18 protein-coding genes are annotated in these 14,893 nt (G+C 56.0%); 11 read left to right on the plus strand and 7 right to left on the minus strand.

Annotation, left to right across the window (positions count from 1 at the left end; genetic code table 11):
• The 3 genes from ccmI to BN77_RS21095 all read right to left on the minus strand — a co-directional run.
• Positions 1 to 345: c-type cytochrome biogenesis protein CcmI (ccmI, locus tag BN77_RS21085; RefSeq protein WP_040678243.1), on the minus strand; the 345-nt coding region annotated here is incomplete at its 3' end.
• Positions 346 to 423: 78 nt separating this feature from the next.
• On the minus strand, positions 424 to 1,152 hold the full coding sequence (locus tag BN77_RS21090) for a response regulator (protein ID WP_007535809.1): 729 nt from the start codon (positions 1,150 to 1,152) through the stop codon (positions 424 to 426).
• A 280-nt stretch (positions 1,153 to 1,432) separates the two neighbouring features.
• Entirely contained in the window at positions 1,433 to 2,416 is a 984-nt protein-coding gene (locus BN77_RS21095) for a zinc-dependent alcohol dehydrogenase family protein (protein ID WP_007535811.1), read from the minus strand.
• Positions 2,417 to 2,768: 352 nt separating this feature from the next.
• On the opposite strand from BN77_RS21095, the gene BN77_RS21100 reads away from it, so the two are divergent.
• The 3 genes from BN77_RS21100 (at position 2,769) to BN77_RS21115 (ending at position 5,405) form a co-directional block, all read left to right on the plus strand.
• Positions 2,769 to 3,602 carry a universal stress protein gene (locus BN77_RS21100; RefSeq protein ID WP_040678593.1) on the plus strand — a complete coding sequence of 278 codons (834 nt, stop codon included), beginning with the start codon at positions 2,769 to 2,771 and terminating at the stop codon, positions 3,600 to 3,602.
• Between the two features lie 80 nt (positions 3,603 to 3,682).
• Positions 3,683 to 4,495: a universal stress protein gene (locus BN77_RS21105; RefSeq protein ID WP_007535816.1), complete on the plus strand. Its 813-nt coding sequence runs from the start codon at positions 3,683 to 3,685 to the stop codon at positions 4,493 to 4,495.
• 481 nt (positions 4,496 to 4,976) lie between these two features.
• Positions 4,977 to 5,405 (plus strand): hypothetical protein, encoded by a 429-nt coding sequence (locus BN77_RS21115; RefSeq protein ID WP_007535820.1) that lies wholly within the window; start codon positions 4,977 to 4,979, stop codon positions 5,403 to 5,405.
• On the opposite strand, the gene BN77_RS21120 is transcribed toward BN77_RS21115, so the two are convergent.
• On the minus strand, positions 5,377 to 6,126 hold the full coding sequence (locus BN77_RS21120) for a response regulator (RefSeq protein ID WP_040678245.1): 750 nt from the start codon (positions 6,124 to 6,126) through the stop codon (positions 5,377 to 5,379). The genes BN77_RS21115 and BN77_RS21120 overlap by 29 nt on opposite strands.
• A gap of 313 nt (positions 6,127 to 6,439) precedes the next feature.
• Here BN77_RS21120 and BN77_RS21125 point away from each other — a divergent pair, with 313 nt between their 5' ends.
• Genes BN77_RS21125 through BN77_RS21140 form a run of 4 tightly spaced genes read left to right on the plus strand, consistent with a single transcriptional unit; the run spans position 6,440 to position 9,303 of the window.
• Entirely contained in the window at positions 6,440 to 6,706 is a 267-nt protein-coding gene (locus BN77_RS21125; protein WP_007535825.1) for a PepSY domain-containing protein, read from the plus strand.
• 1 nt (position 6,707) lies between these two features.
• Complete coding sequence (locus BN77_RS21130) at positions 6,708 to 7,274, plus strand: cytochrome b/b6 domain-containing protein (RefSeq protein ID WP_007535826.1); 567 nt, start codon at positions 6,708 to 6,710, stop codon at positions 7,272 to 7,274.
• Entirely contained in the window at positions 7,271 to 7,948 is a 678-nt protein-coding gene (locus BN77_RS21135; protein WP_007535827.1) for a response regulator transcription factor, read from the plus strand. The genes BN77_RS21130 and BN77_RS21135 overlap by 4 nt, the downstream gene beginning before the upstream one ends.
• Positions 7,945 to 9,303, plus strand: coding sequence for a sensor histidine kinase (locus tag BN77_RS21140; protein WP_007535828.1), 1,359 nt, complete (start codon positions 7,945 to 7,947; stop codon positions 9,301 to 9,303). Before BN77_RS21135 ends, BN77_RS21140 begins: the two co-directional genes overlap by 4 nt.
• A gap of 302 nt (positions 9,304 to 9,605) precedes the next feature.
• On the opposite strand, the gene BN77_RS21145 is transcribed toward BN77_RS21140, so the two are convergent.
• Positions 9,606 to 10,346, minus strand: coding sequence for a Crp/Fnr family transcriptional regulator (locus tag BN77_RS21145; protein WP_007535829.1), 741 nt, complete (start codon positions 10,344 to 10,346; stop codon positions 9,606 to 9,608).
• Between the two features lie 39 nt (positions 10,347 to 10,385).
• Positions 10,386 to 10,724 (minus strand): hypothetical protein, encoded by a 339-nt coding sequence (locus BN77_RS33640; protein WP_157224494.1) that lies wholly within the window; start codon positions 10,722 to 10,724, stop codon positions 10,386 to 10,388.
• A gap of 694 nt (positions 10,725 to 11,418) precedes the next feature.
• On the opposite strand from BN77_RS33640, the gene BN77_RS21155 reads away from it, so the two are divergent.
• A complete protein-coding gene (locus BN77_RS21155; RefSeq protein WP_040678247.1) occupies positions 11,419 to 11,619 on the plus strand; it encodes a type II toxin-antitoxin system VapB family antitoxin in 201 nt (66 codons plus the stop codon).
• Positions 11,616 to 12,005, plus strand: a complete 390-nt coding sequence (locus tag BN77_RS21160) for a type II toxin-antitoxin system VapC family toxin (protein WP_007535835.1) — start codon at positions 11,616 to 11,618, stop codon at positions 12,003 to 12,005. Before BN77_RS21155 ends, BN77_RS21160 begins: the two co-directional genes overlap by 4 nt.
• A 276-nt stretch (positions 12,006 to 12,281) precedes the next feature.
• Here the strand turns inward: BN77_RS21160 and BN77_RS21170 are convergent, their stop codons facing one another.
• Positions 12,282 to 12,740, minus strand: a complete 459-nt coding sequence (locus BN77_RS21170) for a pyridoxamine 5'-phosphate oxidase family protein (RefSeq protein WP_007535837.1) — start codon at positions 12,738 to 12,740, stop codon at positions 12,282 to 12,284.
• Between the two features lie 614 nt (positions 12,741 to 13,354).
• On the opposite strand from BN77_RS21170, the gene BN77_RS21175 reads away from it, so the two are divergent.
• Positions 13,355 to 13,879 (plus strand): Hsp20/alpha crystallin family protein, encoded by a 525-nt coding sequence (locus tag BN77_RS21175; RefSeq protein WP_007535839.1) that lies wholly within the window; start codon positions 13,355 to 13,357, stop codon positions 13,877 to 13,879.
• 200 nt (positions 13,880 to 14,079) lie between these two features.
• A complete protein-coding gene (locus BN77_RS21180) occupies positions 14,080 to 14,394 on the plus strand; it encodes a DUF5335 family protein (protein ID WP_244426224.1) in 315 nt (104 codons plus the stop codon).
• Positions 14,395 to 14,893 lie beyond the last annotated feature (499 nt).

Genomic DNA, 14,893 nt, shown 5'->3' on the forward strand with positions numbered 1-14,893 from the left:
CGGTTCACCTAGTGCAACGTAGAAGCAGATGGACAAGATCGGAATGATGGCCACGACAGCAACTCTAAGCCACTTGTGAGAAGCCGACGGTGTTGACTGAGTTGCCTCTCCGTCCTCAACGGCTTTGAAAAGCCGGCGGGCGGTTTCGGCTCGTGCGTAGTGGTATTGAACGTCGTCGATCTGGCCGGTGCGCACCTCTCTATCGAGTTCGCGTAAGAGATCCCGGTAAACGTCCGAGGCTCTTATCGAACCCTTGATATTCCTTGTCCCATTGGAGGCAAGCGGGTGCAGGATGGCTGCCGTTGCGGCAGTCGTCATGAGCGCGAATAGAATCCAGATAACCATCGTGACCGCATCTACGTTGTTGCCTCATCCTATGTGACTTGGCTGCCCGAACATTGACGGCGATCAAAGTCGTATGCGTTAGTCGAGCCTGCCTGTGAACACATAGCCGACGCCTCGCACCGACTGAATCAACGTCGGATCTTTGGGGTCGGGTTCAATCTTTTTTCTCAAGCGAACGATTTGCGCATCGATTGCACGATCGAACGCTTCCAGGCTTCGACTTCTGGTAAGCTCCATAAGAGTATCCCGCGATAGAACTCGCCCATGGTTCTTAACGAAGACTACCAGCATGTCGAATTCGCCGGTCGTTAATGACACGTCGCTTCCTGATGGAGAGGTTAGTCTTCGACGTGACAGGTCAAGCCGCCAGCCGTCGAAGGAGAAGCTTCCATTTCCATCTAACTCGCGTCTTCCTGTTGGCTCATTTGCCGTCCGGCGGCGCAGAACCGTTCGAAGCCGTGCGAGAAGCTCGCGAAGGTGAAATGGTTTGGCAATGTAATCGTCGGCTCCGACCTCGAGCCCAACCACCTTGTCAGTGACATCATCCTGGCCGGTGAGCATTAAAACTGGGACATCAGAGGTGTTTCGCAGCTCCCTGAGGAGCTCCAAGCCGCTCTCGCCTTTTGGTAGAACAAGATCAAGAAACACCGCAGAGAATCTGTTCCTGGACAGCTCATTGCGCATGGCCGCACCGTTGCCAACGGCGGTCACCTTAAATCCATTGTCTTCAAAGTATCGGATCAGCATTTGTGCGATCCTCGGATCATCATCGACTACCAAGAGCCGATCAGCCTCTTTATCCGTCATTCATACGCTCCAGCATTCGCGCCAGAGATAGCCTAACGGAACGTGCAAAACCATAGGCCAAATATGCTCCAAAACATTCAAATGGATGCGGAGGTTCCAATCACATCAGATCGTTCGCTCATCGCTTTCAAGGTGTGGATACCACTCTGAGCTCCACCAAGTCCTTCCATTCGATTATCCAGGGGTGGCCAGCGAACGAACAAGGTGCCATGCCCTGCTGACAAATCTTTGCCATCAGCCTTGGCCACCGCGGCTCAAGCGAAATTTTGGACAATCGCCATCACGGTACGAGAACGGCTGCTCCCTTGAGCCTCCCGTCCCTGAGATCCTCCAATGCATCATTGGCATGCTCCAATGGGTATGTCGTTGTGATGGTGCGAATACCCGCCGCCTTCGCAATGCCGAAGAACTCATGCGCATCAAGCCTTGTGAGGTTCGCGACCGATATGATGCGCCTCTCGCCCCAAAGGAGCCGATAAGCCATCGGAGGAATGTCGCTCATGTAGATTCCCCCGCAAACGACGGTCCCGCCCTTTCGGACGGCAGCCAGCGCTCGCGGAACGAGCTCGCCGACGGGTGCAAAGAGAATGGCCGCGTCAAGCTGGACCGGTGGCCGTTCGTCGGAGAAGCCTGCCCAGGCGGCCCCGAGCTCTAACGCGAATTGCTTCCCAGCCTCGTCTCCCGGGCGAACGAAAGCATATACGCTCTGTTGCCGCCACCGACAGACCTGCGCGAGAACGTGAGCCGCTGCGCCGAAACCATAGAGACCAATTGCCTTGCCCTCTCCCGCCATCTTTAACGACCGCCATCCTATCAGACCAGCGCAAAGAAGGGGTGCAGTCGCGACGGGATCGGAATTGTCCGGCAAGACGAAGGCATAATTTGCGTCAGCCACGACGTGCGTCGCATAGCCGCCGTCGATCGTATACCCGGTAAAACCGGGCGTGTCGCAAAGGTTTTCAGTTCCGGCAAGACAGAACCTGCAGCATCCGCATGTGTGTCCAAGCCATGGCACGCCCACCCTTTTTCCCATCAATTCCTCGGCGACATCCAATCCCGTGGCAATGACTCTTCCGACGACTTCGTGTCCGAGCACCAACGGCAACTTGGGATCCGGCAGCTCACCCGCTAGGACGTTTAAATCCGTCCGACAGACGCCACAGGCCTCTACCCGTACGAGGAGCTGTCCTTTGGAAGGTCGCGGGTCAGACGCCTGCAGAAGTCGCAAAGGAGCGCCGATTCTTTCGAGGACCATCGCTTTCATGTGACCTCCGTACTTCGTTGCCCTCGGTCTTGAATATGAACTGAACCTGGCTGATCGCGAGACGTGCGGCCTTGACTTGGATGAGCGCCGCAATCCGGCCGAGGGGACGGCTTCAAACACCGAGCGTCTTTGACTCAGAAGAACAACTGCTGCGCGTCGAGCGAAGGAACGCAGGACCGTATTTGCGTGGGACGTTCCACCGGCAGCACGTGTAGCGCCAACGGTGGCGGGTTCGTTGCAGATCATAACAGAACGCCAAATTTCCTATAAGAGCATAGCCGCTTTGACGAGCATCAAAGAAGCACCCACGGAACGCGATAAGATCGCACAGACAAACAAGGAGGGCAGTGCGATGAGTATCAAGACCGTCATGTGCGTCTTTGGCGTCGACCGCTGGGATCAAGATGTTAAGTCAGCAATCGAGTTTTGCGAGACACAGGGCGCCCATATGACCGCCCTTGTAATTTGCATGGGAAGCGTTCCGGCAATAGCAACTTATGAAGCAATCTCGACAACGTGGCTCGAAGGCCAACAGAAGGAAATCGACCGGCTCGCCGACGAAACGAAGGCTGTACGAGAGATCCTAGAAAGGACGGAGCTGTCTTTTGACATCCAGGAGATCTATACAGAGTTCGCATGGGCCGATGACGATATCGCTCAGCATGCGCTTTACGCCGATCTCGTCCTTGTTGGAGCGCAAGCTGCTGGCAACGAGGATCTTCAGAGACGTATCGTCGATGGCGCTCTGTTCGAATCTCCGACGCCGATCCTGATCAACCCACGCACGCAGGCTGTGAGCTCGTTTCCAAAGTCTATCCTGCTCGCATGGGACTCAAGCGATGAGGCCGCGCGGGCAGCCCGACAGTCCCTGGAATTTCTCATGGGTTGCGATGCCGTGCATGTGACGCTCGTAGATCCCGTAGCGAGGAGCTGGGAGAACGGTGAAGAGCCGGGATCAGACATTGCCGCGTTCCTCACCCGCCATGGCGTTAAAGTAGAAGTGGATCGCGTCGCAAGTGGCGGACGCCGAGTTGACGAAACGCTACGTCAGCACGCCGTCGACGTCGCAGCGGACATGGTGGTCATGGGTGCTTACAAGCACCCGCGGATACAGCAACGTCTCTTTGGCGGCGTCACCCGTTCGATGCTGAAGGACAGCCGTGTTCCGCTCTTCTTATCGCGGTAGTGCAAACTTCTGGCGGCGCTGTCGCTCTGCTTAGCCGCTGGAAGCGATGACAATGACGTCTTTGCGTCCAGGAGGGCACCATGAAACCACAGTTCCATCTGCCATTGACTACGCGTCCGGAAGCGAGTTCCTTCGCGATCATAGAGAACGCCGTCCAGTTCTCCTTGCATCAGGGTGCCGATCTGGTCGCCAGCCTGGCTGCCGGGCGGCGCCATGGCCACGAAGCGGCCGACACATATTCAGGCGACGACGAGTTCCAGGCGGACCGCTTTGACCGGGACGTTGCTGCTCAGCTCGTCAGGCATTTGCGCGAGCGGTCCGAACGGGTCGGTCTCGACGTAAGACTTGTCCCCACCGAGGCCGAGGCGATGTCGGCGACAATCCGGCTGGCCGAACTTGCTCGCGCTTACGACGTTACGATCCTGGAAAACACCGAACTGGCGCGGCCGATCATAGACAGTCTCTTCTTTGACAGCGGTCGCCCGCTGCTTCTCCTGCCGTCGGGGGATTTCTACGGTCGCATCGACAACATCGCGATCGCTTGGGATGGGAGTGCAGCCGCAGCTCGCGCGGCTTCTAACGCGTATCCGATGATCCAATCGGCCGCGAAAGCGACCTTGATACACGTACGCGCTTCGGCTCCGTGGAACGAGGATTTCTTTGATCGCTACGTGGAAACCCTGAAGCATTCAGGGCTCGAGGTCGCGTTGGCCGCCGTGCGCTGCGACGGAGAAGACATCACCACCATAATCCAGGACACCGCCATAGAGAGCCGATCCGACCTTCTTATCGCTGGCGCATATGGTCACTCCAGATTGCGGGAATCGCTCGGAGGGGGTGTGACGCGCGGTCTTCTCGAAGACCTGAGGATTCCAACGCTGCTGTCACACTAGATCAGCTTAACGCTCAAAGTGCACTTAGAACCGCGGCGACAGCGATCGCCTCTTGGAGCAAGGCATCCTGAACTTGTGGCAACAGTCCGCTGTCCGCGGAAGCCAGCGCGACTGCTGACACTCTAATACCAAATGCGACGCTTTGCCGGGCCAGGACTAAGACGCTGCTTGAGATCAAGAGAACGGTCGCACCCAGCCCTATTTCCAGAAGCTCGGACAGTACGCCAGCTGCGAGTAAAGCAACAGCTGAGAAGACCAGGACAAGGGGCCGATATCGCTCAACAAACTTCTTCGAACCCATCTCGAGAACAGTCCACTTGTAGGTTGAAACCCCTCGAAAAATTGCATGCTGCCTCCCTGAAGGCTGCACTCTCAAAGGAAGCGTGTCAGAAGCAAAGTCGGCTTCATTGATCTATGACAATGTACGACATCATCATCCGCGAGACAGTCTCCGGCGAGAGTGAAAGATCGGGAGGACGCCATGCAATACGACTACGTCGTTGGCGAATTGCACCGAGACAACGATCTCGCGGCCTTTGCGCTCATGTGCAGTGTAGCACCAACGTTCGGCGAAAATGACTGGGCGGCCATTTTCGATAACACCCGGGCTTGGCGCTGCATCACCGCTAGCGATCTCGCGGGCCGCGTTAGGGGACTGGCCGTCTTCAGGCTGCTGATGCATCCGGAGGTGGGCTTACTGATGGATGTGCCAATCTTCATTGCGCTTAGCGCTGCCGACCACCATGAAATTGCCGAGATCCTGTTTTCGTCACTTGAGGCTGAGGCAACAGCGTGCCAGTTCATCCGCGTCTGGAATGACCTCCCCAGAAGCCTGGCGGAACTGGAGAATACCGAACTCTTCCGCCGTTGGGATCATGGGCTCATTTATCGCGTGCACCCGAGGCCGTGAGAATCGGTTTGGCGGTGAAGACGTAGCCGACCGACCGAACCGACTTTATGAGCTTCGGTCTTGCTGGATCGATTTCGATTTTTCGTCTTAACCGGGAAATCTGTGTATCTATCGAGCGGTCAAACGGATCCCGCGCCCGATGTCGCGTAAGATCCATTAATACATCTCTGCTGAGAACCCGACCGGCGTTGCGGACAAACGCGTCGAGCATCTCGAACTCGCCGGTGGAAAGCTCCACCTCAACATTCTGAGCATTAAGAAGTCTTCGTTTGTCAGTGTCGAGACGCCAGCCTTCGAAAGCCAGTATGCCGTCTAAGTTGGGGGTCAGTTTGTTGCCTGTCCGATAGCGGCGTAGGATCGACTTGAGTCTCGCGTGAACCTCGCGCAGATGGAAGGGTTTCACAACATAGTCGTCTGCCCCTACTTCAAGGCCGACCACGCAATCGACGACGTCCTCGCGTCCCGTGAGCATCATTATTGGCACATTCGAAGTGCTTCGTATCTCTCGTGTCAGGTCTATTCCGTCCTGATCTGGAAGGACGAGATCAAGAAGTACGATATCGAATGGCCTAGTAGCAAGAGAAGATCTCATCTCCTTCCCATTTGACACGCAAGTAATCTTGTAGCCTTCATGTTCGAAATACCGCCGAAGCATCTGCCGGATACGCGGATCGTCGTCGACAACAAGGATTTGCGTTTCTGCTGGAGACCCCATAGCCATCACCGCTTTTGGATCATTACTCTTGAACGAGCCGTAAACGTTGGTTTAGGGGCAGAATACGCGGGCAGTCCCATTGGTCAACTGCGGCGTGGTCGGAGCGTCGCTTGCAACCAAACTCGCACGATATTCTTCCGGCGCGTTATGGGCTTTGAATAGGCTTTCGCTGCCCTAATCCTCGTCATCGCCATCTAGATGCTTTATTGAAGCGTCAGTCAGATGTTGGCGGTCTTGCCGGACAGACAGGAAACCGACAGCTTCGTGGCAGTATCGATGTCCTGTCGCCCGCACCGGGTATCAATAGAGGACATTCTCCATGATGATGAAACTAGTCGCCGCTATCGCGATCGCATCCGCCACGCCTGTTCTGGCGCTTGCCAGCCCGAGTTGCACCGGAGAACCGAAGTCCAAATGGATGTCCGAAGAGGCCATGAAGGCGAAAATCGACGCCATGGGCTACAAGGTCAAGACGTTCGAGGTCACGGGCAACTGCTACGAGATCTACGGCAAGGACAAAGACGGCAGTCGCGCCGAGGTCTATTTCAACCCCGTTTCTGGTACCATTGTCCAGAAGGGTGACTGAGATGACAAGGGTTTCATCGCAGAAGGAGGGCTTAGCGCCCTCCACCACTACCCAGCGCACGGTCAAAGTGTGGGATCCTGTTGTCCGGTTGTTTCACTGGACCGTGGTTGCGGCATGCATGCTCAATCTCTTCGTGCTTGAAGAGGGAAAGTACTGGCACCGCGTTACAGGATACGTCGTTGCCACCGCAATCGTCACCCGCACAATCTGGGGGTTCGTCGGCACAAAGCATTCCCGATTCAACGATTTTGTGCCGACACCTTCGAAGGTGATTGGTCAGATCCTCGACATCCTCGATCGGAACGAAAAGCGCTACATTGGCCACAACCCTTTGGCTTCCGTCATGATGCTCTGCCTGATGGCCTTGCTGGCGGCAACCGCGCTGACTGGCTGGATGACGACGCTCGACGCCTTCTGGGGAGAAAAGTGGCTGAAGGAATTGCACGGCGCAATCGCCAACAGCATCATGGTCCTAGCATTCGTCCACGCCGGCGCCGCCGTCATCGAAAGCTGGAGACACAGGGAAAATCTAGTCTGGTCCATGGTTACTGGTCGGAAGAAGGCATGAGAATTCTGCTGATCGAAGACAGCTTGCGGCTTCGCGACCTGCTTTGCGAAACCGTTCGGAGCGTCGGTTGGAAAATCGACGCCTTTGCGACCGCGCAGGAAGGACGGCTCGCTATCGAGGGCGCTAACTACGATCTTCTCCTTCTCGATCTCGGCCTACCTGATGAGGACGGGATCGATGTTTTAAAATCACTGCGAAGCGCGAAGATTCAGATGCCCGTTCTCGTTCTGACTGCCCGCAGCGCAATCGACGAGCGTATTGCTGGCCTGGATGCAGGCGCGGATGACTACCTCGCGAAGCCTTTTCACAACGGAGAACTGATCGCACGCATTCGTGCTCTCATGCGGCGAGCTCCCCTCGCCGCGATGCCAACATTGGAATTCGCCGCCCTCCAACTCGATATCGCTTCGCGACGCGTAACCTGCGCCGGCGGCGAGATTGCACTAGCGCCATCGGAGAAGGATCTGCTCGAACTTCTAATGCGCAATGGCGGCAAAGTGGTCTCTAAAGCCAAATTTGAGCATGCATTTTCGGAATTCGGCGATGAAAGAAGCAGCAATGCGGTGGAACTGGCGATTTCGAGACTACGCAAGAAGCTCGAAGGGCATCCGACAGGCTCCTCGATCGAAACTGTCCGAGGCGTCGGCTACATGATGCGAGAGGAAAGCAGGTGAGTCGTTCACATCCTACCCTCGGTGCAATCCTAACCAGACGGATCGCGTTTTTTGCGGTGCTCGCGATGGTCCTGCAACTCGCCGTGATATTTTTTGATTATTATTGGAACGTCGGCGAGCTATCGCGTCTGTATGTCGAGCAGGAAACCGAGCGTCTGGCTTCCGGCATAAGCGTAGAGGGAAAAAGCGTACGATACCAGCTTCCTGACAGTATCCGGCAGCGTTATCAGGAACAATCGACCGGCTATGTCGCCAGAATACGCGATGCGTCTGGGGCACTTGTGTTTGAGTCCTGCGATGACGCCTGCGAGAGCCAGTTTCTTCCAGCGGATGTAAATCCGCCCGATTTTTGGCTGAGATCGCTGAAGCCTGGAAAGCCGCTGACCCTCGTTGGCGGTCGCGGGTTCGTGGTTGGAAATCAACGGTTCCTCGTCGATGTCGCGACAATCGACGATCCACAAAACGTCGTCTCCTCGGTCTTCTGGAACGAAGTCATCGAACATATGCTGGTGCCGATGAGCATCCTGCTCGTGCTGGTTCTGGGAGCCACCTTGCTCTCGGTGCGGCAGGCGCTGAAGCCGGTGCGTGCGGCAGCCGATGCGGCTGATAACATCGATCCGATGGATGCACGTTCGCACCTGAATTTCGACAAGATGCCGCGCGAGGTCGCCCACCTCGCGATTGCCGTCAATCGCGCCCTCGAGCGCGTCGGCGAACTGATGACGTCACAGAAGGTTCTCACATCCGGCATAGCTCACGAGATACGGACGCCACTTGCCGCCATAAAGCTTGAGCTGGGAAACATCGACCATCCACGTGCCCGCAAGGCGGAAGATGATCTGGATGACCTCGTACGCTTCGTCGCGGAATTGACGACTCTCGCCCGACTTGACAGCTTCGACCATGGGATCTTTGAGACCGTCGATCTCGTCGCACTTTCGGCCTCCGTTGTCGAGCAACTCGCCCCATGGGTCTATGAAAACCATCACTCTCTGGAGTTCTGTCCTCATGTCGAAAACGCGCTTGTTCAGGGCGCGCCGGCGCTACTGAAAGATGCCTTGCGCAATCTCGTCGAAAACGCTGTACGCCATACGCCGGCCGGCGCTGATATTCTGGTGTCCGTCGGGAGCAATAGGGTCCGAGTCGAGGATCGCCATCCAGGTGGTATGCGGCAGGAAACCAGCACCTCGCGCGGTAGTGACGGTTTGGGCATCGGCTTGAAAATCGTCCGGCGGATAGCTGAACTGCACCGAGGTTCGTTTCGCCAGTCCACGTCGAAGCTGGGGCACATCTTCGAGATCATTTTCGCCGATCAACACCGCAACCGAGGTTCCTCCGCCACTAAGAAGGATTGAATGTGCCGTGGTATCCTCCGTTGCCGACAGAAGCCCGCCGCAGTCGCCGGCCTGCGGGGGGACGTAATTTTCAGCGTCCAGTCGTTGCTGCCGGACAGCTCGGCCGTCTGGTTAGCCGCCGCGACCTCATGCCAACCATGATCAATGAACCCTCGGTTCCGTGGCGTCCGCCGACAATACGATGCATGGCAGTGCACGTAGGACTGCAAAGATTACGGCAATTTCCAAAGGCAATGTTCAAGACCTGTGCGATGGCGTTGAGATCCTACGCCATAGCTATCGCGCGACATCAAGACCTACTTTTAGTGCCGATAGTACCTTGTCGCATCGTCGAGACCGTCATTGCAGGTAGCATCATCTTCTCCGGCTCTTTGAACAAGCGCGGCCTTCTTCAACACGAGAATTGAATGCCTGCGGCCCGCCGATAAAATGCCCTGGCCAGCCAGTTTCGTAATCGTGCGGGAGACCGTTTCGATCGTCAGGCCGAGATAATCAGCGATATCGAGCCGGGTCATAGGCAGGTTGATCACGTTCGGCTCAAATCCCTGTGCCATGCTTTTGTGCAACCGCTCGAGGAGGAAACTGCACAGGCGCTCTTCGGCGCTCCGGCATGCCAATAGCACCATCTGGTCCTGTGCCGTCGCCACCTCATCGCAAAGCTGCGACAGAAGCACCCGCCGCAGATCCGGACGGGCTAAAAGCTGCTTCTCGAACGCGCCCTTCGTCTGGCGCTGGAACGAGACGTCGTCCAGCGCTTCCGCGCTGTAAAGGTAGCGGTTCTTAAACGAGACGCCGACAATGTCGTTCTTCGTGAGAAATCCTGTGATTACGCGCCGCCCGTCGTGCAACTGGCGGCAGATTCGAAGGTTGCCGCTTCGAATTGCAAAGAGGTGAAGGGCACGATCGCCTTCAAAAAAGACGATCTCGCCCGCCGTCGCATGCTCGAGGGAGCTTTGTTCAAAAAGCGTACCTAGGCCGCAGCGCCCGTTAATCGCGGCGGTCTCTTCGAAAAGGGGGCGGACGTTGAAATTGCTCGCCAGCATGATCTTACTCCCTCCAATCATGAGGGTTGCAGTAGACGATTACAACGTCACATCCCGATGCCACTTCTGTGTCTCTTGGTCTAAGAGTGTGACAGTTTGTGACAGGCGTTCCACCTGCGCCCAGCGAAATTGATCCCAGAGCGCTTGTGGAGAAACGCTCATCGGATTTTCCGATATGCCTTCGTGCTGCGAAAAGTGATTGAAAATTATCTTCGGGAAATGGGCGTTGATGCCCCCACCCAGCCATCGCGTCGAAAACTTTTCGACGGTCTTGTCGCTTGTCGCTTCTCTGCGTGGGGTTGCGCTCATGCCAGCCTGCGTCGAGGCTCTTCTTCCGTGGTCGGTCGTCAGCCGGCCCTTGAAAGGTGATCCGCTCACGATTGACCCTAGCCATAGGTTACCGATCCGATACTCCTTCACCCGTGCTTAAAACCTCCCTCGCGGTCTCGACAAGCCCATTTTGCTTCAGGACCGCCCAGAACGCGGCAGATGTGACGAATCGAATTTTGGTGGGGCCGAATCTCACCTATCACGTCGGTGCGCCGCCCCACGGGGTCTAGAAGATCGAATGAATGGATTCTGCAGTCATTTTAGCTCTTGGAAAGGATTAGAACCGTTGTCGCGTATTGATTTCGCGGTGAATTGTCTGAAGTGTTTGAAACTCCGTTGATAGCTTGATGACTGTCGCTGAACTTCGGCGATTGTTTCTGGCACCTGCATGTTCTACAGCCATCACCAGACCGCAAGGCCCCTCCGTTTCCACGCATACGCCGCAATCCACTCTCAATTTTCTTTATCAAAAGGGTGCTAGGTCGTCTCTGAACTGTATGATCGGTTACAAACGAAACCAAAGCCTACTCACAAAAAAGGAACTCCAAGCGCAGTCAATTCCACGGTAATCCGGCTTGATTGTGAGCGCTAACGATCATGCTGGCCAGATCGGGCTATCTCGGTCGACAGGTCGCCGCTTGATTCTTGTCACGACGCGCCACAGGTATCGGCCCTGGGGAACTAGGCGTAGATTCTATCACCAAATGGTGCTATCTAAAGCGTCAGTACAGGATAAGAAACGATGCGATCGACTATCAATCTCGACGACACCCTCCTGGAAAGGGCCAGGTCCCTGACCGGCACAAAAGAAACCGCGGCTCTCGTCCGCCAGGCGTTGGAGACGCTTGTCCGAGTAGAGTCCGGAAAACGCCTCATCGCGCTCGGGGGAACTATGCCCGATGCAGAGGCAGCTCCACGTCGCCGGAGCGCTATGGCCAAGTGATACTGGCAGACACTTCTATATGGATCGATCATTTTCGCAATGTTGATGCGGAGCTTCGGATGATCATTGAGGACGATCTTCTGCTCTGCCATCCGGCTGTGGTTGGCGAACTGGCGCTTGGCAGCCTTCGAGATCGCGGGCGTGTGATAACGTTTCTGGCTGCCCAGCGCCAAGCATTCGTCGCAACGCACGACGAAGTGATGACGATGATCGACCGTCGCGGCATTTTCAATATGGGCATCGGCTATGCAGATGCCCACCTGCTTGCCTCGATACTGCTCGATCGGCGAGCAGCATTATGGACCAGGGACAAGCGTCTGCAGGCGGCGGCCGAAAAGGCAGGCGCTTCGTTGCATAAGCCGGCCAATGCTCCAACACCAAAATAGTCCAACCGAATTTTCGGATTTTTCCGATCTCTCGCCTTGAAAGGATACAAATTCCAATATCCGGAGAGCTGGGATGAGCCACTCGTTTCTGACCCAATCGGATTTGCAGAAACCGTCGGCGGCGGTTCAAGTGGTAATCGACCTTTCTAGCTTCCAGATGATGATACCGCGTTATTCTTTAGCGGGGTCTCGATTGTACGGCTCCCACGCATGCATCGGCATCCGAACCACCGTTCATGATGTGTCTCGGCTCGCAAAAACAACTGGCAAGTCGCTCTAGTCCGTCCGCATAGCAATGCGGCCTGACATATCATTCATGTAGATGCAGTAAAAGAGATGCGGAGAAACATACGCCGGCGGGACTTCGTCCGGTTTCAGCGAACCGACTTCCCACCAATTCATATGTTCCTGCAACAATGACCAAGCGTGAAGCCGTTCCTCGTGCCAGGCGTCATCGTCAGGCAGCTCCTGGAAATTTCCGTTGAGTACAACGCTTCTCCAACTACCCTTTGACGGCCATTCCTCGACCTGAAGGCAGACCTTTGGATTCTTCCGCATCCACTCGACTTTGCGTCCGGGCATCGAGAAGCTGTAGGCCACCCTTGACCGAAACGCGAAGTAGATGGGAACGATGTAAGGCTGCCCTTCATTGCTGCAAGCCAAATGGCCAAAGTGCGCACCTTCGAGCATTACCAAGCATTCCGCTTGCGTCATATTTTGCAGTGTCGTTGACATTCAATCGCTCCTTTCCTCAATATCGATCCTCGATCGACCGTTGCAGGTGAACGTCCGTCCTGCTGGCACATCGCTGCTTGAACGATAAAGCACAACGCATTCCTCCATTGAACAAGATTGCTCGAGGGAATTACCCATGATCCGCCCCTTTTCCAGGGGCTACATTGCGTTTGATCAAACGGGGCAAATTGCACCTCGGGCGGCGACTCCCGGTCTGGCGGCGTCGGCATCTCCAATGTTATCGCCATTGTCCTTCGCCTAACGAAGCGCGCGATGCCGAAGATGCCGATCAAACCTCGTGAACTTGCGGCAAGGTAACCCTGATGGAGCAGTCAAGCGCTGGTTTGAACAACAGACTGGCACACTCTTGACGTGCCGCTGGGGTTAGGTCGTCGAACGACGATCTGCTCACCATCACGCTCCACATCGAAAAGGCGACGCTGAAAGCTCGAATGACAAAGTTATCAATCGAATCCCGCACACAACGCGCGTACTTTGACCCGGATCAAAGTTCCAAACTATCAAGCATGGTTTCATAACAAGGCTCATTGTCGAGCGCTCGCAAGTGTAGTGGGATCCGGCTTCCCGATGTCCTTGTACAATAGGAGATGATCATGCCCGACAAGTTCCCCGTTAAGACAGAACCCAAGACCCCTGCTCCGGCTCAAGGCGGCTTCTGGTCGCCCTTCGAGTCCCTTCGCACGGAAATCGACCGTCTGTTCGACGACCTCGGTCCGTCGTCCTGGCGTCCCCTGGCCCGCCCGTCGTTAGGACGTACCTTCGGCGCGTCGAACGTCGGATGGCTGGTGTCACCGGCCGTTGACGTCGTGGAAAAGGACGACGCCTTCGAGATCACGGCGGAAGTCCCCGGCCTCGACGAGAAGAGTATCGAGGTCAAGCTCGCGAACGGCATACTGACCATCCGCGGCGAGAAGACCGAGGAGAAGGAAGAGAAGGACAAATCGTATCACGTTTCAGAACGTCGCTACGGCTCCTTCCAGCGCTCCTTCCAGCTTCCGGAATACGTCGATGCCGACAAGGTGAGCGCCGCCTTCGCGAAGGGCGTCCTCAAGGTAACGCTTCCCAAGACCGCCAATGCGAAGAGAAACGATCGGAAGATCGAAATCACGGCGGGTTGAGAAACGACCAACGTCTGGGAGATCGATTGCGGGGGAAGCGTTTGAGCTGATGGTAACGCTGAAATTGGCTATGTCGCCAAGCGATGCCCTTTCCGTTTATCCAAACTGCTCAGCCCCGCCGACTGCCGGGCTTATTCCTACATCGCGCACGACAGAAGCTCTGCTCTCCGCAGCAGGATACCCCAGCAGAAGGGGATGAAATGATGGGCGTTAAGGTGCTCCCAAAATCCGAATGGACTGCCTATTTCTCGCAGCTTCACAAAGAAGTAGAAGGGAAGGAAATTAAGATCGAAGTCCTCGGCGCAACAATTGGCGACCAGGTCCTTGTGCGATCGGCGCCCCTACTTGGCGCCACCTACGAACCGAAGGAAGACGCTCACGAAGTATCGGTCAAGGGCATGACGCACGTCGTCGATCATCCGCAGAAGATCTCGATAAAGGACGACGATGGACAGATCTTTGCCATCGAAGTTATCGACGTCGGAGGCAGACATCAACTGATGACGTTTGCCTAGTTGCAGAATTGTCTGCGGCGTCCAGCTCGCGGTCTTGCGCGAAAATTGGTGGCTCGCGCGGCATGATAAACGTGAGAGCGAGAGCGCGGGATTGCCGCACCATCCGCGCCCCATAATTCTTCTCGATGATCTCGAGACGGTGAGCGAGTGCCCGCAGGACGAACGCCTGCGAGCTACTTCTGCTGAGGGTCTGGTTTGTCCGAAGATGGGACCAGTGAGAATAGGTGGCTCAACCTCCGCGTGGACTACCGATCGGCGGCGGCATTGCAGTGGATCAATGAAGAACTGGTCTGGATATGACTGAATGTCCTTTCGGGGGGACAGGTGCGCCATGAGATTTGGGGGCAGACGACACGAGGCAGCCGCACGGGAAGACACGGAGGCGGATATGCGATTTCGCAAGGAAAACGCCATGCCGCGGAGGCTTTCCGGTTTCATCTCGATGATGGGACGGGGCCATCAGGCGCTGTTGGTGCTGCTATCGGTTCTCTTGTTCGCT

The sequence above is a fragment of the Rhizobium mesoamericanum STM3625 genome, from assembly GCF_000312665.1.
GTDB classification, from domain to species: Bacteria; Pseudomonadota; Alphaproteobacteria; order Rhizobiales; family Rhizobiaceae; genus Rhizobium; species Rhizobium mesoamericanum.